Below are 18,487 nucleotides of genomic sequence, written 5' to 3' on the forward strand. Positions count from 1 at the left end.
CATGCAGTTCGAAGTACGCGCGCTTTCCACGGACCAGGCAGTTGCTACCTTGCATACGTGCGTGATCGACGGCCGCGACGAAGCCGACGCGCGCCGCCAGGCCGAGGCGCGCGGCCTGTTCGTCAGCGCCATCCGCCCTGTGCGGGCCACGCCGTTCAGCGCGGCCGGACGCCAGCGTGCGCGGGCCCTGCCCCTGCTGCTGTTCAGCCAGGAGTTGCTGGCGCTGCTGAACGCGGGCCTGGGCATCGTCGAAGGGCTGGAAGCCTTGCTGGAAAAGGAAGCGTCGCCGGCCACGCGCAGCGTGCTCACGCGCCTGCTGGAAGGCTTGCGCGAAGGCAAGCGCTTTTCCGCCGTGCTGGGCGAGCAAGCGGAGCTGTTTCCGCCCTTGTACATCGGCATCGTCAAGGCGGCCGAAGGCACGAGCGACTTGCCGCGCGCCTTGTCGCGCTACATCGACTACCAGCAGCGCATCGATACGGTGCGCAGTAAAATCGTCAGCGCCGCCATCTATCCCGCCATCCTGCTGGCCGTGGGCGGCGGCGTCAGCGCCTTCCTGATCAGCTATGTGGTGCCCCGTTTTGCCGAGGTCTACAAGGGCGCCGGGCGCAACCTGCCGTGGATGTCGCAAGTGATGCTCAGCTGGGGCCAGTTCGTCACCGAACACGGCGTGCTGCTGTTGCTCGGGCTGGCGCTGGTCAGCAGCATGGTGTTCACGGCCGTGCTGCGCGTGCTGCGCCATGGCGGCGTGGCGCGCCTGCTGGCGAAACTGCCCGGCATCGGCGAGCGCGTGCGCATCTATGAACTGTCGCGCCTGTACCTGACCCTGGGCATGCTGGCCGAAGGCGGCATCACCATCGTGCAGGCGATTGCCACCGTGCAAGCGATGGTGTCGCCGGGCATGCAGGCGTCGTTGCAGCAGGCGCGCGGCGCCATCGAGGCGGGCCAGCCCCTGTCGTTGGCGTTTGAGCAGCATCAATTGACGACGCCGATTTCCCTGCGCATGCTGCGCGTGGGCGAGCGCACGGGCGACATGGGCCCCATGCTGACGCAGTCGGCCGCCTTTTACGACGGCGAAATCAGCCGCTGGATCGACCGTTTTACGCGCACGTTCGAACCCTTGCTGATGGCCGCCATCGGCCTGGTCGTGGGCGCCATCGTGATCCTGCTGTACATGCCCATCTTTGACCTTGCTGGCGATATTTCATGATGCAAACCGAATCCACCGTCGCCAGCGTGGCTATCGACCCTGCGCTGCTGCAGCGCGCGCGCATCCTGAGCCGCCAATCGAAGCGCAGCCTGGTCGAGGAATTGCAGCAGCTGAGCGGCATCGAGGCGCGCGCCGTGGTGCGCGCACTGGCGCGCCCGTTCGGCCTGGACGTGCTGGAAACGGCCGACATGCTGGCGCTGTCTCCCGCCTTCGACGTGCTGCCGCTGTCGCAGGCGCTGGCGCGCCACAGCGTGCTGCTGCGCGCCGCCGACGGCCAACTGGTGGGCGTGATCGCCGACCCGTTCGACCTCGACCTGCAAACCTGGCTGAATGCGCGCGCGGGGCAGGGCGCCTTGAACATCCGTCTGGCGCTGCAGGCCGACATCGGCGCCTACCTGTCGAAGCAGGAAGAATCGGCGCGCGCCGTCGACAGCCTGCTGCCCGGCGCCGCCACGGACGCGCGGCGCGACGGCAAGACGGCCGCCGTGCTGTCGTTCGCCAGCGTGTCGGAAGCGGCCAGCCCCGCCGTGAAGCTGGTCAACTCGACCCTGTATGACGCGCTCAAAGCAGGCGCCTCCGACATCCACCTGGAAAGCACGGCCGGCGGCCTGGCCGTCAAGTACCGGGTCGACGGCGTGCTCGATCACGCCACGTCCGTCAACGGCATCGAAGTGGCCGAACACATCATCTCGCGCCTGAAAGTGCTGGCCGAACTCGATATCGCCGAGCGCCGCGTGCCGCAGGACGGCAGCTTCCGCGTCGAATCGGGCGGGCGCGAAATCGATTTGCGCGTCTCCATCATGCCCAGCATCCATGGCGAAGACGCCGTCATCCGCATCCTCGACAAGCGCGCCATGATCGAGGCCTACGGCGCGCTGACCCTCGAAGCACTGGGCTTTGACGCGCCATCGCTGGAAGCATTGCGCGCGCTGGCGCAGGAAGCCTACGGCATGCTGCTCGTCACGGGCCCCACGGGCTCGGGCAAGACGACGACCCTGTATGCGGCGCTGACGGAAATCCATAACGGGCGCGAAAAGATCATCACCATCGAAGACCCCGTCGAATACCAGCTGCCCGGCATTCTGCAGATTCCCGTGAATGAAAAGAAGGGGCTGACCTTTGCCAAGGGCTTGCGCTCGATCCTGCGCCACGATCCCGACAAGATCATGGTGGGCGAGATCCGCGACCGCGAAACGGCGGAAATCGCCGTGCAATCGGCCCTTACCGGTCACCTGGTGCTCACCACCGTGCATGCGAATAACGTCTTCGACGTGTTCGGCCGGTTTACCCACATGGGCATCGACCCGTATGCGTTCGTCTCGGCCCTGAACGGCATCTGGGCGCAGCGCCTGATCCGCACCAACTGCCCCCATTGCGCCACGGAGTACACGCCCGACGACAGTGAGCTGGCCAGCGTGGGCCTGGCGCGCGCCGACGTTGATACATATCAATTCAAGCAGGGCAAGGGTTGCGGCGACTGCCGCGGCACGGGCTACAAGGGACGCCGCTCGATCGCCGAAATCCTCGTGCTGACCGATGAAATCCGCGAACTGATCGTCGATAAAAAGCCGATCCGCCAGATCAAGGCGGCCGCGTACGCGAACGGCACGCGCAGCCTGCGTCTGGCGGCGCTGGAACTGGTCAAGCGGGGCGCCACCACCATCACGGAAATCAAGAGGGTCACCCTGCATGCGTAGAGCTTATGGACAAGGTTTGCGCCTGGGCGTGGCAGCGGGCAAGGTGAGCCTGTGGCGCAGCAGCCGCTGGCGCGCGCCCGCATGGACCTTGCTGGGTGAAGCCGCGTATGCGCCGGACGACGCGCTGCACGGCGACTTTGCCGCCCTGGGCCAGGCGTTGGAACAGATTCTGCCAGTTGGCCAATACGCGGGCTGGCCATTGTCCGTGGTGCTTGACGATGCGCTGGCGCGCCTGTGGCAAGTGGACATGCCACAAGGCGCGGCGCGCCTGGCCGATATCGAGGCGGCCGCCGCGCTGCGCTTCCAGTCGCTGTATGGCGATGCGCCGGGTCTGTGGCACAGCAGCAGCGCCTGGGATGCGCGCGCGCCGTTTTTCTGCGCCGTGCCCCGCGCTCTGCTGGCGCAGTTGGCGCGCGTGGCGGCCGCACGCAAGCTGGCCCTGATTTTCATCACGCCGCAATTCGCGCGCCACTGGAATCGCTGGCACGGCGCGTTGAAGCCGGGCGCCTGGTTTGGCCAGCTGCAGGAGAGCGTCCTGACCCTGGGCGTGCGGCACGATGGGTATTTGCGCGCCGTGCGCGCACTTCCCGTGCCGCAGGGCGCGGGCCAGGATTGGCTGCTGCAGGTGCTGGCGCGCGAGGCGCTGCTGCAAGGCGTGCCCGCGCCGGCGCTGCTGCAGCTGTGCGGCGCGGCGCCAGCGGGCTGGCTGGCGCCCGCGCAAGCGTTCCACTGCCAGATTTTCTCCACGCCGGACGGGGAAGGCGCCTTGTCGCCGGCTGCCCGGCTGGCCCGCAGCGGAGGCGTGGCATGACGCGCCTCGATATCGATTTTGCGCCACCCAACTGGCGCCGCAGCCTGCACCGAGTTCCCGTCTGGGCGTGGATCACGGGGGCGCTGGGCGTGGCGCTGGCCGTCACGGCGGCGTACAGCGGCAGCGCCGCGCTGCAGCGCCAGCAGGCAAGCGAGGCGCATTGGCGGCTGGCGCAGCAGCGCGTGCTGGCCGCCACGCAGGGACCGGTGAGCGCACCGCAAACACCGATTGCACCGGCGCAGGCGGCAGCCGTGAATGCGGCCATCCTGCAACTGAATCTGCCGTGGCGCGACCTGCAGGATGCGCTGGCCAGCGCCACGCCGCCCGCCATCGCGCTGCTGGCGCTGGAACCGGATGCGCGCAAGCGCGTGCTGAAGATCACGGCCGAGACGACCAGTAGCGACGCCATGGTGGCTTACATCGCGCAACTGAAGCAGCAGGAGCTGTTCGGCACGCGCGTGCAGCTGCTGCGCCATGAAATCAATGCGCTTGATCCGAACAAACCCTTGCGCTTCCAGCTCGAAGCGCGCTGGGGCACGCCATGATGGCCATCGACCTCGCGATCGTGCGCCTGCGCGCGCAACTGCTGTTGCGCCGCCTGGGGGCGCCTGCCTGCCTGGCCGTGGCCTTGCTCGCACTGGGTGTGGCCGCCTGGGCGTGGACCTGGCAGCAGCGCGCCGTGGCGGCGCGGCTGGAAGCGCGTCCCTTGCCCGTGCCAGCGCTGACCGTCGCCATCGCGGCGCCGCCGGCGACGGCCAGCGAGAACCTGGCGCGCTTTTATGCCGCCCTGGGACAGCAGCGCCACGCGGAGCAGCAAGTCAAGCAGCTGTTCGACCTGGCCGCGAAAAACGGCTTGCTGCTGGCGCAGGGCGAATACAAGAGCGGCTACGACAAGGCCAGCAAGGTCGCCACCTGGCAGGTGACCTTGCCGCTGAAGGGCAGTTATGCGGCCGTGTGGCAGTTCGCGCTGCAAGCGCTGCGCGCGGCTCCCTTCGCCTCGCTCGACGAACTGAGTTTCCGCCGCGAGCAGATCGCCGATCCGCAACTCGAAGCGCGCTTGCGCCTGACGTTTTATTTAGCTGACAGCGCGGGAGAAGCGCCGTGACGCCGCGGCATAGTCTCATGCTGGCCGGCGTGCTGGGCGCGGGTGCCTTGCTGCTGTGGGGCGAGCGCCAGCCCGTGGCCGAGGTGGCCGAAGCGGTCGAGCGGGCCGTCGCGCCCGCGCGCCATGCGGCAGTCAAGCCGCCAGCCGCGCAGCCGGCCATCCTGGCCCTGCTGCCGCGCAGCGAAGTGGCGGGCGAGGAGGGCGAGACCTTTGGCGGTGCCGATGGCGCTGGCGGTGTCTTCCAGAGCCAGAACTGGAATCCGCCGCCGCCGAAAATGGCGGTGACGGCCGCGCCCCCGCCGCCGCCGATGGCGCCGCCGCTGCCGTTCGTCTACCTGGGCAAGGCGGCCGCCGACGGCGCCTGGGAAGTCTTTTTGTCGCGCGCCGACAAGACGTATATCGTGCGCGCCCATACCGTCATCGATGGCGCCTACAAGGTCGTGACGATCGCACCGCCCGTCATGACGCTCACTTATCTGCCGTTGAACCAGGTTCAGCAGCTCAACATTGGAGTTTCCGAGTGATGCCTCGTTCCTTTTCATCGGCGCTGCTGCCGCTACTGCTGGTGCTGCTGTCCGGCTGCGCCGGGCAGCAAGCCTACCGCGACGGGCGCGAGCTGATTGCGCAAGATCAAATACCGGCCGGCCTGCAAAAGCTGCAGGAAGCGCTGCAGCAAGACCCCGGCAACGCGCAATACCGCAGCGCCTACCTGCAGGCGCGCGAACGGGCGACCGGCAACCGCTTGCAACAGGCCGAGCGCCAGGCGCAGGCGGGGCAGGGCGAGCTGGCGCGTGCTTCTTTCATGAGCGTGCTGGAAATCGATGCGCAGAACGAGCGCGCCAACAGCGGCTTGCGCGCGCTCGAACGTGAGCAGCGCCAGGGGAAATTGCTGGCCGAAGCGCGCGCGGCGTTTGATGCAAAACAATACGACCCGGCGCGCCAGCGCCTGAACGCCATCCTGACGGAGCAGCCGAACCACGCCGGCGCGCGCGCGCTGCTGCGCGAAGTCGATGAAAAGACGGCGCCGCCCATCGTCGAATCGGGCCTGGCCAAGTCGTACAAGCAGCCGATCACGATCGAGTTCCGCGACGCGCCCTTAAAGCAGGTGTTCGAGCTGATCGCGCGCCGTTCCGGTCTCAATTTCGTCTTCGACAAGGACGTCAAGGCGGATGCGAAAACGTCGATCTTCCTGAAAAACAGTACGGTGGAATCGGCCGTGTACTTCCTGCTGGTGACGAACCAGCTGGAACAGCAGGTGATGGATGCGAACACGATCCTGATCTACCCGAACGTGGCGGCAAAATTGAAGGAGTATCAGGAGGTGCTGGTAAAAACCTTCTTCCTGGCGAACGCGGACGCCAAGCAGGTGGCCAACACGCTCAAGACCATTTTGAAGACGCGCGACGTGGTGGCCGATGAAAAACTCAACCTCGTCATCGTGCGTGACACGCCCGAGGCGATCCGCCTGGCCGAGCGCCTGATCGCGCTGCAGGACGTGCCGGAGGCGGAGGTCGTGCTGGAACTGGAAATCCTCGAAGTCAAGCGCAGCCGCCTGATGGAACTGGGCGTGGCCTGGCCATCGAGCCTGACCCTGACGCCGCTTTCCACCTCGGGCGGAATCGGGCTGACCATCAACGACCTGAATAACCTGAACCAGCGCAGCATCGGCGTGAGCAACCTGGCCGTGACGGCAAACGCCAACAAGACGGATGGCGACGCGAACATCCTGGCCAACCCGCGCATTCGCGTGCGCAACCGGGAAAAGGCGAAGTTCGTCATCGGCGACAGGGTGCCTGTGGTGACCACCACCATTTCGCCGGGCACGGGCGGCTTCGCTTCCGAATCGATCAGCTACCTGGACGTGGGCTTGACGGTGAACGCCGAGCCGACCATTTATTTGAACAATGAGGTGGGCATCCGCATCTCGCTCGAAGTGAGCAACCTGGGGGCGGCCACCACCACCCGCAGTGGCTCGACCCTGTACCAGATCGGCACGCGTCAGGCATCGACCATGCTGCAATTGAAGGATGGCGAAAACCAGGTGCTGGCGGGCCTGATCAACAATGAAGAGCGCAGCTCGGGCAACAAGGTGCCGGGCCTGGGCGACATTCCCGTGCTGGGACGTTTGTTCGGCAGCAGCAAGGACGATAGCCAGAAGACGGAAATCGTGCTGTCGATCACGCCGCACCTGGTACGCACGGTGCAGCGCCCGGAAGCGAAGGAGTCGGAGTTTTCCGCCGGCACGGAAGGCAGCTTCCGCCGCCGTCCCGACATGACGGCCAAGGCGTCCACGCAGATGCCGGGCACGGTGATCGTGCGTTCCGGCCCGTCGGCCGTCGGCATGCAGCCGGCGCCGGCGCAGCAGATGATGGCGCCGGGCGCGCCGCCGGCACCGCTGACGCAAACTTTGCCGCAGAGCGTGCCGGCGCCGGAAGTGGCGCCGTCGCCCGAGCCGGCCGCCTCACCCTTGCCGATATCGGCTGGCCAGCCCGTGCCGCTGCAGGCGGCGCCCCTGCCGTTCTCGTCCAGCCAGCCGGTGCCGGTGGCGCCGCCTCCCGCCAAATGAGACTGGTGCATGCGCAGGGTGGGCAAGGCGGCTTCACCTTGATCGAGCTGCTGGTGACCCTGGCCATCCTGGGCGTGCTGGCCACCCTGGTGATCCCCGTCACGCAGGTGACGGTGCAGCGGCGCCAGGAGCAGGAATTGCGACGCGCGCTGCGCGAGATCCGCCAGGGCCTCGACGCCTACAAGCGGGCCGGCGACGAAGGCCGCGTCCTGCGCGCACCCGATGCCAGCGGCTATCCGAAAAGCCTGGAACTGCTGGTCGAGGGCGTGCCTGACCAGCGCAACCCGAAGCGCAGCAAGCTGTTTTTCCTGCGCCGCGTGCCGCGCGACCCGTTCAATATGGACGCGGGCCTGAGCGATGCGCAGACGTGGGGTAAGCGCAGCTACGCCAGCGAGGCGGCCGAACCGCGCGAGGGCGACGACGTGTACGATGTGTACTCGACTTCCAATAAGACCGGCCTGAACAACGTGCCTTACCGTGTATGGTGAACCATGCCTGTCCATGACCGCGCCGCCCGCACGCGCGGCTTTACCCTGATCGAGTTGCTGGTGGTGCTCGGCATCGTGGCGCTGCTGCTGACCCTGGCCGTGCCCCGCTACTTTCCCAGCCTCGACAAGGCAAAGGAAACCGTGCTGGCGGACAACTTGCGTAACCTGCGCACGACCATCGACCAGTTCCACGGCGATACGGGGCGCTATCCCGATTCACTGGAGCAACTGGTGGAAAAGAAATACCTGCGCGCCATGCCCATCGACCCCATCACCGATAGCGACAGCAGCTGGTTCATCGTGCCGCCGCCCGACGACACGCCGGGCCAGGTGTATGACGTGAAAAGCGGCGCGCCCGGCAAGGACCGCAGCGGCACGCCGTTCGCCGACTGGTAGCGGCCATGCACCGTCCTGCGCGCCGCCAGCGTGGTTTCACTTACCTGGGCCTGATCATCCTGGTGGCCATCCTGGGCCTCGTGGGGGCGGCCGGGCTGAAGATGGGTTCCCTGTTGCAGCGCCAGGCGGCCGAGCAGGAATTGCTCGACATCGGCGCGCAGTTTGTCGATGCGCTGCAGAGTTACGCGGGCGCCACGCCAGCGGGCCAGCCGCCGCAGCCGCCGACCCTGGCCGCCTTGCTGCGCGATTCCCGCTTTCCGCAGGTGCGCCGCCATTTGCGCAAACTGTATGTGGACCCCATCACGGGACACGCCGAGTGGGGTTTGCTGTACCAGCCCGGCAGCCAGGGCATCATCGGCGTGCATAGCCTGTCGTCGTCCGCGCCTTTAAAAGTAGGTAATTTCGAGGCCCGTTTCACCGGTTTCGAAGGCAAGTCGCACCTGTCCGAGTGGCAGTTTGTTGCCGGCGGGCCCGTGCCGCCGGCGGGACTGGCCCTGGTGCCGGCAGACGCCGTCGCGCCGCCCTCCGCCGCTCCGCCAGCGTTGTTTCCGCCGCCGCATCCTGTTGCGCCAGCGCCCGAACCGGTACCGCACGAGGTGGTGGCGCCGGACGAAGAGAGCGGCGCAGAACAGGAAGCGCGCAATGCGCTTTAACCATAAGTCAACAACGAAGTATCCAAGGGCAACTATTTTCACTTGGAAATTCATCTTGACTCATAACCATTTCATAGAGGAAACACTTTCAATAAATGAAATTTCGATAAAATAATTACAAGTAATTTAATGTCTTTATGCTACCATTCCGCTTGGTACTTTCAGTACTAAAGCGATGGCTGACCCACTTGGCGGCCATAAATTACTTTTAAGGGATAATTTATGAAATTGAAATTTATCGCGGCAGGCATTCTGGCTGCAGCATCGTTCAGCGCATCGGCGGCCACCTACAATCTGGGCATCCTGGACCCGAGCGGCTTCGATACGCGGGCATCGATCACCACCAATTTCGCCGCCAATTCGGTGGTCGATGATTTGTGGACCTTCAAGCTGCTGACCCCATCGTCGACCTCGTTTGGCGCATTGCAAACGTTTTCCGTTGCCGAAGGCGCGATCAGCAACTTCGCCGCCACACTGGTGGGTTATGGCGACCTGACCCTGACGTCGGTGGCTGGCATCCAAAGCCTGAGCTGGGCCGGTTCCCTGGCTGCGGGTACCTATGAGGTGCGTGTGTCAGGCTTGAGCGGTTTGCAGAATGGCCAGTACGTGGGCACGGTCTCCGCCTTGCCCGTGCCGGAACCGGAAACCTACGGCATGTTGCTGGGCGGCCTGGCGCTGGTCGGCTTCGCGGCCCGCCGCGCCCGCAAAGCTGCCTGATTTTTATTGGCTGGAATGACAAAACCCGCCGAGGCGGGTTTTTTTGTTTCTTGATATGTGTGTGATTACGACAACATGTGCAGGACCAGGCGCCAAGTCGAAGACAGTACGCTAGTACGGCGAGACGCAGGCAACAACGTCCTGCGCATGTTGTTACGCGTGGCGCTTGAAATCGCGGAAGCGGAAGCCAACGAGGAACAAGGTGGCAAAGTACGCCACGCCGCATAGCGCCACCACCAGGGCCAGCGCGCCGGCCCGCAGCAGCGGATGGGCTTGCATAGCGATCCAGTCGATGCGTATGGCGCCAAGATACGCCACGCCGCCCATCACGATGAGTGCCGGCAGCAGGCGCAGGAAGAATTTGGCCCAGCCCGGTTTCGGCTGGTAGATGCCGCGCTTGCGCAAGCCCCAGTACAGAAAAGTGGCGTTCAGGCAGGCGCCCAGGCCGATCGACAGGGCCAGGCCGGCCACGGCGATGTAGGGCACGAACAGCAGATTCATCAGCTGCGTGGCGATCAGCACGCCGATGGCGATTTTCACGGGCGTGCGGATATCCTGGCGCGCATAAAACGCGGGCGCCAGGGTTTTTACCAAGATGATGCCGATCAGGCCCAGGCTGTAAGCCACCAGCGGCTGCGTCGACATGGTCACGGATTCGGCCGTGAACTTGCCGTAATGGAAGAGGGTGGCGATCAGCGGCGTGGCCAGGGTCGCCATGCCGACGGCGGCAGGCAGGGCCAGCAGGAAGGTCAGGCGCAAGCCCCAGTCCAGCAGGGCCGAGTATTCCGTCTTGTCGCCATCCACGTTCGCTTTCGACAGGCTGGGCAGCAAGATGGTGCCCAGGGCCACGCCCAGCATGGCGGTGGGGAACTCCATCAGACGGTCCGCGTACGACAGCCAGGAAATGCTGCCTTCGGCCAGGCGCGACGCGATGCTCGTGTTGATCATCAGGCTGATCTGCGCTGCCGAGACGGCGAACACGGCCGGCCCCATCTTCTTCAATACGCGACGCACGCCGCCGTCGGACAGGCCGATGGCGGGATTGATCGACAGGCGCGGCAGCATGCCGATCTTGATCAGCGCGGGAATCTGGATCGCCACTTGCAGCAGGCCGCCGGCGAACACGGCAATGGCCATGGCGTAGATCGGCTGCGCCAGATGGGGCGCGAGGAATAGCGAGGCGGCGATGAACGACAGGTTCAGCAGCACTGGCGTGAACGCGGGAATCTTGAATTCGCGCCAGGTATTCAAGATGCCGCCGGCCAGGGCCACGAAGGACATGCAAGTAATATATGGGAACATCAACCGCGTCATCCACACGGCCGCGTCAAAGGCGCCCGGATCCTTGGAAAGGCCCGTGGCGATCGCGTACACAAACCATGGCGCGCCCACGATGCCGATGGCGGACACGAGCAAGGTGGCCCAGACGAGGGTGGTGGCCACATGGTCGGCCAGTTGCTTGCTCGCTTCCTGGCCATGCTGGTTCTTGTATTCTGACAAGATCGGCACGAACGCTTGCGAGAACGCGCCCTCGGCAAACAATCGGCGCAACAGGTTGGGGATGCGGAAGGCAACAATGAAGGCATCCGTGTAGGCGCCGGCGCCAAAGGCGCGCGCGAACAGGCTTTCGCGCAATAATCCGGTTACACGGGACAGCATGGTCATGCTGGAAATGGCGGCGAGGGTTTTAAGCAAGTTCATGGGGGCAGATTATAGCCGGGCGCAGTACCGGCAAACGGTTAAAATATGGTAACAAGCGGGTAACAAGCGCCGCCTATTCGCCCTTGTCAGCCCCATTTTCACGTGTTTTTGACGTGGCACACGGTTTTTTGATTTGCCCCCGCTTGAAAATATCGCTATAATCGAAGGCTGTACAGAATTCTGTTACGCAGACACTAATGTTTGACAGGCACTGGTTTGGCACACATGGTTCGGCAGACGCACAGAACGCACCGGTTGGCAAACACTAATGTTTGCAAACGCACTTTGACCCTGTTTTAGGAAATTCCATGGCAAATACCGCACAAGCGCGCAAACGCGCTCGTCAAGCAGTTAAGCAAAACGCACACAATTCGTCCCAACGTTCGACCTTGCGCACGGCTATCAAAGCTGCTCGCAAAGCGATCCAGGGCGGCGACAAGGCAGCTGCTGCTGCAATCTTCCAAGCATCCGTGTCGACCATCGACCGTATCGCTGACAAGAAGATCATCCACAAAAACAAGGCAGCTCGCCATAAGAGCCGTCTGGCAGCTGCTTTGAAAGCACTGTCCGCTTAATATTCGCCAGCAGGCAAGCCACTACAGTGGCCTTGTCTGTGCCGGTACGCTGGCACTGGTTGAAAAGCAAAAACCCGCAGATTCATTCTGGCGGGTTTTTTCGCGTTCTTTTTCGCGGTTTTTCGCGGCCGTGTCCGCAGCGGACAGCGGCCACCGCCTAGCGCGCGGCCGGCAAGTTGCCGATGCTCATGCCTGGCTTGATGTTCTTTTGCTTGAACCAGCCCAGGTGCATTTCCAGCGCATAGCGCACGGGCACGGTCTTCGTCGAGCAATGGCTGTCGAGCGTGTGCGGCTGCATGTCTTCGATGTTGACGATCTTGCCGCTGGCGTCGATAAAGGCCACGGACAGGGGCAGTGGCGTGTTTTTCATCCACATGCATTGCGTCGATGGATTGCCAAAGACGAACAGCATGCCCGCATTGGCCTCCATTTTTTCACGGTACATCAAACCCTGTTCGCGCTGCGCTTCCGTGGCGGCCACTTCCGCCAGGATCAAGTGCATGCCAGCCGACAGTTGCACGCCCTTGGTTTGTGCTTGGGCAATGCTGGCGCAGGCCAGCAGGGCGATGGACAGGCTGAGACGGCGTAGGGAATTTTTCATGGGGCGGGATGGTGGCTGCGAAGCGGCGATTAAGCCATGCTGGCGGCTGCCTGGTCAAGCATGCTGCCTGTCCGCGCCGAAAGCGTGGGGTTACAGCAACATGGCTGTTGCCGTAACCCCGGGAACTGCACTTACTTCACGGGCTTGCCAGCTTCAGCAGCCGGCTGCTTCGTCTTGCGCGCCTGGGGAATCATGCGTTGCGCATCGGTCGCGGCCGAAGCCTTGGTTGATGCACCGGAACGCGCCGCATCCGTCGCGGCCGAAGCGTTGACGGTGGCCGAGGCCGGCGGCACCGGCTTGACGGCGTCGGTAGCTGCCGACGCATGGCTGGCTGCCGAAGCGGGTGGCGGCTTGACGGCATCGGTCGCGGCGGAAGCGTGCACCTTGGCGCCCGATTGCGCCAGTGCGGCGCCAGCAAGCAGGGAGGCGGCCAGGGCCAGAATTACTTTTGTCATCATCTTTCCTTTTCTGTCATGTTAAGGTGGGATGATTTTAATGCATTATCTAAAAATAAATAGTGCTTATTGGCAAAATTCGATGCCAAGGCTGTTTTTTCTTGCCCCGCTCACGCTTTTCCTATGTTCTCGGCCGGCACCTCGCACCATTCGCCGGGCAGCAAGGGATGGCTGGCCAGCGAGAACGGGCCGATGGCGCTGCGCACCAGGCGCAGGGTGGGCAGGCCGACGGCTGCCGTCATGCGCCGCACTTGCCGGTTTTTTCCCTCTTTCAAGGTGATCGCCAGCCACGAGGTGGGTTTGTCGGCGCGCGCGCGGATCGGGGGATTGCGTGGCCACAGCCAGTCCGGCTCGGCGATGCGCACGGCCTTGCACGGCTTGGTGATGAAGTCGCCCAGGTCCAGCGGCGCCTGCAGGCGCGCCAGGCTGGCCGCATCGGGCACGCCGTCGACCTGCACCAGGTAGGTTTTCGCTTCCTTGCGGTCCGGGTGGCTGATCTCGTGCTGCAGGCGGCCATCGTCCGTCAGCAGCAGCAAGCCTTCGCTGTCGGCGTCGAGCCGGCCAGCCGGGTAGATGCCGGGGATGGTGAGATGGTCGGCCAGGGTGGCGCGGCCATCCTGCGGCGAAAACTGGCACAGGACCTGGAATGGTTTATTGAAGAGGATGAGTGGCATGCTGGTAAAGGAATTGATGTAAGCGATGGTGGCTGCTGGTCGGCGCCGCAAAAGCGTGGCGCCCTGTAAGATACTGGTGCATAATGTGAAACGTAAGTCTTATGTCTTATAGAAGACTTTAGGCAGTATGGCAACGAGGTTCTTTGGCGCCGCGGATGGCCCGGGTGTTCTTTCCCTGCTAAAGTGCGTTGTTGCCGCCATGTTCGGACTTGTTTTTGTAAACTCTGCAACCGCAGAGCGCGTCGCCGGCCTGTGTTGCCCGCCAGCGGTGTGTCCCACTTCGGAGATCACGATGTATCAACATATCACTGTACCTGCTGACGGCCAAAAAATCACCGTCAACGCCGATTTTTCGCTGAATGTACCAGATAATCCCATCGTTCCCTTCATTGAAGGCGATGGCACGGGCATCGATATCAGCCCGGTCATGATCAAGGTGATCGACGCTGCCGTGGCCAAGGCCTACGGCGGCGCGCGCAAGATCAGCTGGATGGAAATCTACGCGGGCGAAAAATCGACGAATGTGTATGGTCCCGATGTGTGGTTGCCGGAAGAAACCCTGGAAGTGCTGAAAGATTACGTCGTTTCCATCAAGGGCCCGCTGACCACGCCCGTGGGCGGCGGCATCCGTTCGCTGAACGTGGCCTTGCGCCAGCAGCTCGATCTGTACGTCTGCCTGCGTCCCGTGCGCTACTTTACGGGCGTGCCATCGCCCGTGAAAGAGCCGGAAAAGACGGATATGGTGATTTTCCGCGAAAACTCGGAAGATATCTACGCCGGCATCGAATACCAGCAAGGTTCGCCCGAAGCCAAGAAATTGATGGATTTCCTCGTCAATGAAATGGGCGTGACGAAAATCCGTTTTCCGGCCACGTCCGGCCTGGGCATCAAGCCCGTCTCCATCGAAGGCACGGAGCGCCTGGTGCGCAAGGCCATCCAGTACGCGATCGACAATGACAAGCCATCCGTGACGATCGTGCACAAAGGCAACATCATGAAGTACACGGAAGGCGGCTTCCGCGACTGGGCGTATGCGCTGGCGCAAAAGGAATTCGGCGCCGAGCTGATCGATGGCGGTCCATGGTGCAAGTTCAAGAACCCGAAGACGGGCCGCGACATCATCGTCAAGGATTCCATCGCTGACGCGTTCCTGCAACAGATTTTGCTGCGTCCGGCCGAATACAGCGTCATCGCCACCCTGAATTTGAACGGCGATTACATTTCCGACGCGCTGGCGGCGCAAGTGGGCGGCATCGGCATCGCGCCGGGCGCGAACCTGTCCGACTCCGTCGCCATGTTCGAAGCGACGCACGGTACGGCGCCGAAGTACGCTGGCAAGGATTACGTGAACCCCGGTTCGCTGATTTTGTCGGCGGAAATGATGCTGCGCCACATGGGCTGGCTGGAAGCGGCGGACCTGGTCATTTCCTCGATGCAAAAGTCGATCGCCTCGAAGCGCGTCACCTATGACTTTGCCCGTCTGATGGAAGGCGCCACGCAAGTGTCGTGCTCCGGTTTCGGCGCCGTGATGATCGAGCACATGTAACACGAGGGGCAGGGTGCTGCGCACCCTGCGGACGAAAAAAAACCCCGTCAGGAGACGGGGTTTTTCACATCTGAGGGCAGGCGATGCTTAGGCTGCTTGGATGTTGGAAGCTTGCTTGCCTTTAGGGCCTTGCGTGACTTCGAATTGAACTTTTTGACCTTCTTTGAGGGTCTTGAAACCGTTCATGTTGATTGCGGAGAAATGAGCAAACAAATCTTCGCCGCCATCATCTGGAGTGATGAAGCCAAAACCTTTGGAATCATTGAACCACTTAACTGTACCTGTTGCCATAAAAAGAACTTTCAAAATTAAAACAAATCACACGAGCCATAAAAGCAAGAAGCTTCTTGCCCCCTCCTCGACGTCTCACTTCTTATCAAGCTGTACATTACTGCAACAGTCGATACAGCATTGTTGGCGGAATAAATAATGAAGTCAAGCGCTTTTCCATCGATATTGCCAAATTCTTCACGGCAACCAAAAAAGCAACTCTTGATTTTGGCGGCAAGGTCGCCATCTGCGCACTATTAAGAAAACGCGTAAGATTGAAAACAATTGGAAAGGCGTAGATATTGCGCATGACAACCACTGTGAAAGCATTAGAATAAGCGTATGGCAACCAAGCACGACACAGAAACCCTGCTGGAGCGGCAAGTGCTGAAGCCGCCACCGCTCTACCAGGTAGCCTTGCTCAACGACGACTACACCCCGATGGAATTTGTGGTGGCCATCATTCAGGAGTATTTCAACAAGGACCGTGAAACGGCGACGCAAATCATGCTCAGTGTTCATCGCTACGGCAAAGGAGTGTGCGGCGTGTTCTCTAAAGATATAGCGTGTACCAAAGTGGAGTTCGTTTTAACGCATGCGCGCAAGGCGGGGCACCCCCTGCAGTGCGTGATGGAGGAAGTATGATTGCGCAGGAATTAGAAGTAAGTTTGCACATGGCGTTTGTCGAAGCTCGGCAGGCACGGCACGAATTCATCACGGTTGAGCATTTACTGCTGGCACTGCTGGACAATCCCTCCGCTGCCGAGGTGTTGCGTGCCTGCGCGGTCAATATAGAGGACCTGCGCAAGACCCTCACCAATTTCATCGGCGACAACACGCCGACCGTGCCTGGCACGGGCGAAGTCGACACCCAGCCGACGCTTGGTTTCCAGCGCGTGATCCAGCGTGCCATCATGCACGTCCAGTCCGCCTCGAATGGCAAGAAGGAAGTCACGGGCGCCAATGTGCTGGTGGCCATCTTCGGCGAAAAGGATTCGCATGCGGTCTACTACCTGCACCAGCAGGGCGTGACGCGCCTGGACGTGGTCAATTTCATTTCGCACGGCGTGCGCAAGGACCAGTCGACGGAAAGCGCGAAAGCCTCCGAAGGCGTGGAAGAAGCGCCCGTCGATGGCCAGCCGAAGGAAAGCCCGCTCGACCAGTTCACGCAAAACCTGAACAAGGCCGCTGCGGAAGGCAAGATCGACCCGCTGATCGGCCGCGAGGAAGAAGTCGACCGCGTGATCCAGATCCTGTGCCGTCGCCGCAAGAACAATCCGCTGCTGGTCGGCGAGGCGGGCGTGGGCAAGACGGCCATCGCCGAAGGCCTCGCTTACCGCATCACGCAAAGCGATGTGCCGGAAATCCTGCAGAATGCCGTCGTGTATTCGCTGGACATGGGCGCCTTGCTGGCAGGGACCAAATACCGCGGCGACTTCGAACAGCGCCTGAAAGCCGTGCTGAAACAGTTGAAGGACAATCCGAACGGCATCCTGTTCATCGACGAGATCCACACCATCATCGGTGCGGGCTCGGCGTCGGGCGGCACCCTGGACGCGTCCAACCTGTTGAAACCGGCACTGGCAAATGGCCAGTTGAAGTGCATCGGTGCGACCACGTACACGGAATTCCGTGGCGTGTTTGAGAAAGACCATGCGCTCTCCCGCCGCTTCCAGAAAGTGGACGTCAACGAGCCAACCGTCGAGCAAACCGTGCAAATCTTGCGCGGCCTCAAATCGCGCTTCGAAGAGCACCATGGCGTGAAATACTCGGCCTCGGCCCTGTCGACGGCGGCCGAACTGGCGGCGCGCTTCATCAACGACCGCCATTTGCCCGACAAGGCGATCGACGTCATCGATGAAGCGGGCGCGGCGCAGCGCATCCTGCCGAAATCGAAGCAAAAGAAAACCATCGGCAAGGCCGAGATCGAGGACATCATCGCCAAGATCGCGCGCATTCCGCCGCAAACGGTCAACCAGGACGACCGCAGCAAGCTGCAGACGATCGACCGCGACTTGCGCAATGTTGTCTTCGGGCAAGATCCCGCCATCGACGCGCTGGCCTCGGCCATCAAGATGGCGCGTGCCGGCCTGGGCAAGACGGACAAGCCGATCGGTTCCTTCCTGTTCTCCGGTCCGACCGGCGTGGGCAAGACCGAGGTGGCGAAACAGCTGGCCTTCATCCTCGGTATCGAGCTGATCCGTTTCGACATGTCGGAATACATGGAACGCCACGCCGTCAGTCGTTTGATCGGCGCGCCGCCGGGCTACGTTGGTTTCGACCAGGGAGGCTTGCTGACGGAAGCGATCACCAAGAAGCCGCATGCGGTCTTGTTGCTCGATGAAATTGAAAAAGCCCATCCGGACATTTTCAATATCCTGCTGCAAGTGATGGATCACGGTACCTTGACGGACAACAATGGCCGCAAAGCCGATTTCCGCAACGTGATCATCATCATGACGACCAATGCGGGCGCGGAAAGCTTGCAAAAGACGTCGATCGGCTTCACCAATTCGAAGCAGGCTGGCGACGAGATGGCCGACATCAAGCGCATGTTTACGCCGGAGTTCCGCAATCGCATCGACGCGACCATCAGCTTCCGCTCGCTGGACCAGGAAATCATCCTGCGCGTGGTCGACAAGTTCCTGATGCAGCTGGAAGAGCAGTTGCACGAGAAAAAGGTCGAAGCCGTATTTACCGAGAAGCTGCGTGCTTTCCTCGGCAAGAAAGGTTTCGATCCGCTCATGGGTGCGCGTCCGATGGCACGTTTGATCCAGGACATGATCCGCAAGGCCCTGGCCGACGAACTGTTGTTCGGCCGCCTGGTCACCGGCGGACGGGTCACCGTCGACCTCGACGACAAGGACCAGGTCTTGCTGGAATTCCCGGAACCGCCAGACGCGGCACCGACGGCTGCGCCGGAAACGGTGGAAGTCGAATAAGCTTCCTGCAGTCAACGAAAAACCCGCCCACGCAAGTGGCGCGGGTTTTTTTACGTTTTTATGGGCAATAAAGAAGGTTTTAA

21 protein-coding genes are annotated in these 18,487 nt (G+C 62.4%); 15 read left to right on the forward strand and 6 right to left on the reverse strand.

Translation table 11 applies throughout. From position 1 onward, the window contains the following. The first annotated feature begins 1 nt into the window (after position 1). The 11 genes from CSQ93_RS16525 to CSQ93_RS16575 all read left to right on the forward strand — a co-directional run bounded on the left by CSQ93_RS16525 (position 2) and on the right by CSQ93_RS16575 (position 9,640). Positions 2-1,207 carry a type II secretion system F family protein gene (locus CSQ93_RS16525; RefSeq protein ID WP_099378974.1) on the forward strand — a complete coding sequence of 402 codons (1,206 nt, stop codon included), beginning with the start codon at positions 2-4 and terminating at the stop codon, positions 1,205-1,207. Then, positions 1,207-2,904, forward strand: coding sequence for a GspE/PulE family protein (locus CSQ93_RS16530; protein WP_099379025.1), 1,698 nt, complete (start codon positions 1,207-1,209; stop codon positions 2,902-2,904). The genes CSQ93_RS16525 and CSQ93_RS16530 overlap by 1 nt, the downstream gene beginning before the upstream one ends. After that, positions 2,897-3,715, forward strand: coding sequence for a hypothetical protein (locus tag CSQ93_RS16535; RefSeq protein WP_158301266.1), 819 nt, complete (start codon positions 2,897-2,899; stop codon positions 3,713-3,715). Before CSQ93_RS16530 ends, CSQ93_RS16535 begins: the two co-directional genes overlap by 8 nt. Then, the gene (locus CSQ93_RS16540; RefSeq protein ID WP_099378976.1) at positions 3,712-4,260 is read left to right on the forward strand and encodes a hypothetical protein; all 549 of its coding nucleotides are present in this window, start codon (positions 3,712-3,714) and stop codon (positions 4,258-4,260) included. Before CSQ93_RS16535 ends, CSQ93_RS16540 begins: the two co-directional genes overlap by 4 nt. Continuing rightward, positions 4,257-4,820, forward strand: coding sequence for a hypothetical protein (locus CSQ93_RS16545; protein ID WP_099378977.1), 564 nt, complete (start codon positions 4,257-4,259; stop codon positions 4,818-4,820). Before CSQ93_RS16540 ends, CSQ93_RS16545 begins: the two co-directional genes overlap by 4 nt. Then, positions 4,817-5,344 carry a hypothetical protein gene (locus CSQ93_RS16550; protein ID WP_099378978.1) on the forward strand — a complete coding sequence of 176 codons (528 nt, stop codon included), beginning with the start codon at positions 4,817-4,819 and terminating at the stop codon, positions 5,342-5,344. The genes CSQ93_RS16545 and CSQ93_RS16550 overlap by 4 nt, the downstream gene beginning before the upstream one ends. Further along, entirely contained in the window at positions 5,344-7,386 is a 2,043-nt protein-coding gene (locus CSQ93_RS16555) for a secretin N-terminal domain-containing protein (RefSeq protein WP_099378979.1), read from the forward strand. The genes CSQ93_RS16550 and CSQ93_RS16555 overlap by 1 nt, the downstream gene beginning before the upstream one ends. Next, positions 7,383-7,874, forward strand: a complete 492-nt coding sequence (locus tag CSQ93_RS16560; RefSeq protein ID WP_099378980.1) for a type II secretion system protein — start codon at positions 7,383-7,385, stop codon at positions 7,872-7,874. The genes CSQ93_RS16555 and CSQ93_RS16560 overlap by 4 nt, the downstream gene beginning before the upstream one ends. A gap of 3 nt (positions 7,875-7,877) precedes the next feature. Beyond that, positions 7,878-8,270, forward strand: a complete 393-nt coding sequence (locus CSQ93_RS16565; RefSeq protein ID WP_099378981.1) for a type II secretion system protein — start codon at positions 7,878-7,880, stop codon at positions 8,268-8,270. A gap of 5 nt (positions 8,271-8,275) precedes the next feature. Continuing rightward, positions 8,276-8,923, forward strand: coding sequence for a type II secretion system protein (locus CSQ93_RS16570; RefSeq protein ID WP_099378982.1), 648 nt, complete (start codon positions 8,276-8,278; stop codon positions 8,921-8,923). Between the two features lie 222 nt (positions 8,924-9,145). Continuing rightward, on the forward strand, positions 9,146-9,640 hold the full coding sequence (locus CSQ93_RS16575) for an FxDxF family PEP-CTERM protein (RefSeq protein ID WP_099378983.1): 495 nt from the start codon (positions 9,146-9,148) through the stop codon (positions 9,638-9,640). A gap of 153 nt (positions 9,641-9,793) precedes the next feature. Here CSQ93_RS16575 and murJ read toward each other — a convergent pair whose 3' ends face one another. After that, positions 9,794-11,341: a murein biosynthesis integral membrane protein MurJ gene (murJ, locus tag CSQ93_RS16580; RefSeq protein WP_099378984.1), complete on the reverse strand. Its 1,548-nt coding sequence runs from the start codon at positions 11,339-11,341 to the stop codon at positions 9,794-9,796. A gap of 308 nt (positions 11,342-11,649) precedes the next feature. Between murJ and rpsT the strand changes: the two genes are divergently transcribed. Further along, a complete protein-coding gene (rpsT, locus tag CSQ93_RS16585; RefSeq protein WP_010395935.1) occupies positions 11,650-11,916 on the forward strand; it encodes a 30S ribosomal protein S20 in 267 nt (88 codons plus the stop codon). 157 nt (positions 11,917-12,073) lie between these two features. Here rpsT and CSQ93_RS16590 read toward each other — a convergent pair whose 3' ends face one another. The 3 genes from CSQ93_RS16590 to CSQ93_RS16600 all read right to left on the reverse strand — a co-directional run bounded on the left by CSQ93_RS16590 (position 12,074) and on the right by CSQ93_RS16600 (position 13,646). Further along, on the reverse strand, positions 12,074-12,517 hold the full coding sequence (locus tag CSQ93_RS16590) for a DUF192 domain-containing protein (protein WP_099378985.1): 444 nt from the start codon (positions 12,515-12,517) through the stop codon (positions 12,074-12,076). 131 nt (positions 12,518-12,648) lie between these two features. Continuing rightward, a complete protein-coding gene (locus tag CSQ93_RS16595) occupies positions 12,649-12,972 on the reverse strand; it encodes a hypothetical protein (protein WP_099378986.1) in 324 nt (107 codons plus the stop codon). Positions 12,973-13,082: 110 nt separating this feature from the next. Further along, positions 13,083-13,646 carry a pseudouridine synthase gene (locus tag CSQ93_RS16600; protein WP_096234386.1) on the reverse strand — a complete coding sequence of 188 codons (564 nt, stop codon included), beginning with the start codon at positions 13,644-13,646 and terminating at the stop codon, positions 13,083-13,085. A 292-nt stretch (positions 13,647-13,938) separates the two neighbouring features. Here CSQ93_RS16600 and icd point away from each other — a divergent pair, with 292 nt between their 5' ends. Beyond that, the gene (gene icd, locus CSQ93_RS16605; RefSeq protein ID WP_099378987.1) at positions 13,939-15,192 is read left to right on the forward strand and encodes an NADP-dependent isocitrate dehydrogenase; all 1,254 of its coding nucleotides are present in this window, start codon (positions 13,939-13,941) and stop codon (positions 15,190-15,192) included. An 87-nt stretch (positions 15,193-15,279) separates the two neighbouring features. Here icd and cspE read toward each other — a convergent pair whose 3' ends face one another. Next, positions 15,280-15,483: a transcription antiterminator/RNA stability regulator CspE gene (gene cspE, locus CSQ93_RS16610; protein WP_010395943.1), complete on the reverse strand. Its 204-nt coding sequence runs from the start codon at positions 15,481-15,483 to the stop codon at positions 15,280-15,282. Between the two features lie 97 nt (positions 15,484-15,580). Then, positions 15,581-15,772 carry a hypothetical protein gene (locus CSQ93_RS29500; RefSeq protein ID WP_219312979.1) on the reverse strand — a complete coding sequence of 64 codons (192 nt, stop codon included), beginning with the start codon at positions 15,770-15,772 and terminating at the stop codon, positions 15,581-15,583. Positions 15,773-15,804: 32 nt separating this feature from the next. Here CSQ93_RS29500 and clpS point away from each other — a divergent pair, with 32 nt between their 5' ends. Both clpS and clpA read left to right on the forward strand, forming a co-directional pair. Then, on the forward strand, positions 15,805-16,107 hold the full coding sequence (clpS, locus tag CSQ93_RS16615; protein ID WP_034751577.1) for an ATP-dependent Clp protease adapter ClpS: 303 nt from the start codon (positions 15,805-15,807) through the stop codon (positions 16,105-16,107). Then, complete coding sequence (clpA, locus tag CSQ93_RS16620; protein ID WP_035825884.1) at positions 16,104-18,404, forward strand: ATP-dependent Clp protease ATP-binding subunit ClpA; 2,301 nt, start codon at positions 16,104-16,106, stop codon at positions 18,402-18,404. The genes clpS and clpA overlap by 4 nt, the downstream gene beginning before the upstream one ends. The last annotated feature ends 83 nt before the right edge of the window (positions 18,405-18,487 follow it).

Origin of the sequence: Janthinobacterium sp. BJB426 (assembly GCF_002735705.1) — a bacterium.
GTDB lineage: Bacteria > Pseudomonadota > Gammaproteobacteria > Burkholderiales > Burkholderiaceae_D > Janthinobacterium.

What these genes read in the sequence shown, in the direction of transcription:
- CSQ93_RS16540 (WP_099378976.1), top strand. Translation starts at nt 3,712, where the DNA reads ATGACGCGCCTCGATATCGATTTTGCGCCACCCAACTGGCGCCGCAGC.
- CSQ93_RS16595 (WP_099378986.1), bottom strand. Translation starts at nt 12,972, where the DNA reads ATGACAAAAGTAATTCTGGCCCTGGCCGCCTCCCTGCTTGCTGGCGCC.
- rpsT (WP_010395935.1), top strand. Translation starts at nt 11,650, where the DNA reads ATGGCAAATACCGCACAAGCGCGCAAACGCGCTCGTCAAGCAGTTAAG.
- clpS (WP_034751577.1), top strand. Translation starts at nt 15,805, where the DNA reads ATGGCAACCAAGCACGACACAGAAACCCTGCTGGAGCGGCAAGTGCTG.
- CSQ93_RS29500 (WP_219312979.1), bottom strand. Translation starts at nt 15,772, where the DNA reads ATGCGCAATATCTACGCCTTTCCAATTGTTTTCAATCTTACGCGTTTT.
- murJ (WP_099378984.1), bottom strand. Translation starts at nt 11,341, where the DNA reads ATGAACTTGCTTAAAACCCTCGCCGCCATTTCCAGCATGACCATGCTG.
- CSQ93_RS16570 (WP_099378982.1), top strand. Translation starts at nt 8,276, where the DNA reads ATGCACCGTCCTGCGCGCCGCCAGCGTGGTTTCACTTACCTGGGCCTG.
- CSQ93_RS16545 (WP_099378977.1), top strand. Translation starts at nt 4,257, where the DNA reads ATGATGGCCATCGACCTCGCGATCGTGCGCCTGCGCGCGCAACTGCTG.
- CSQ93_RS16575 (WP_099378983.1), top strand. Translation starts at nt 9,146, where the DNA reads ATGAAATTGAAATTTATCGCGGCAGGCATTCTGGCTGCAGCATCGTTC.
- CSQ93_RS16590 (WP_099378985.1), bottom strand. Translation starts at nt 12,517, where the DNA reads ATGAAAAATTCCCTACGCCGTCTCAGCCTGTCCATCGCCCTGCTGGCC.
- CSQ93_RS16530 (WP_099379025.1), top strand. Translation starts at nt 1,207, where the DNA reads ATGCAAACCGAATCCACCGTCGCCAGCGTGGCTATCGACCCTGCGCTG.
- clpA (WP_035825884.1), top strand. Translation starts at nt 16,104, where the DNA reads ATGATTGCGCAGGAATTAGAAGTAAGTTTGCACATGGCGTTTGTCGAA.
- CSQ93_RS16555 (WP_099378979.1), top strand. Translation starts at nt 5,344, where the DNA reads ATGCCTCGTTCCTTTTCATCGGCGCTGCTGCCGCTACTGCTGGTGCTG.
- icd (WP_099378987.1), top strand. Translation starts at nt 13,939, where the DNA reads ATGTATCAACATATCACTGTACCTGCTGACGGCCAAAAAATCACCGTC.
- CSQ93_RS16525 (WP_099378974.1), top strand. Translation starts at nt 2, where the DNA reads ATGCAGTTCGAAGTACGCGCGCTTTCCACGGACCAGGCAGTTGCTACC.
- CSQ93_RS16600 (WP_096234386.1), bottom strand. Translation starts at nt 13,646, where the DNA reads ATGCCACTCATCCTCTTCAATAAACCATTCCAGGTCCTGTGCCAGTTT.
- cspE (WP_010395943.1), bottom strand. Translation starts at nt 15,483, where the DNA reads ATGGCAACAGGTACAGTTAAGTGGTTCAATGATTCCAAAGGTTTTGGC.
- CSQ93_RS16535 (WP_158301266.1), top strand. Translation starts at nt 2,897, where the DNA reads ATGCGTAGAGCTTATGGACAAGGTTTGCGCCTGGGCGTGGCAGCGGGC.
- CSQ93_RS16565 (WP_099378981.1), top strand. Translation starts at nt 7,878, where the DNA reads ATGCCTGTCCATGACCGCGCCGCCCGCACGCGCGGCTTTACCCTGATC.
- CSQ93_RS16560 (WP_099378980.1), top strand. Translation starts at nt 7,383, where the DNA reads ATGAGACTGGTGCATGCGCAGGGTGGGCAAGGCGGCTTCACCTTGATC.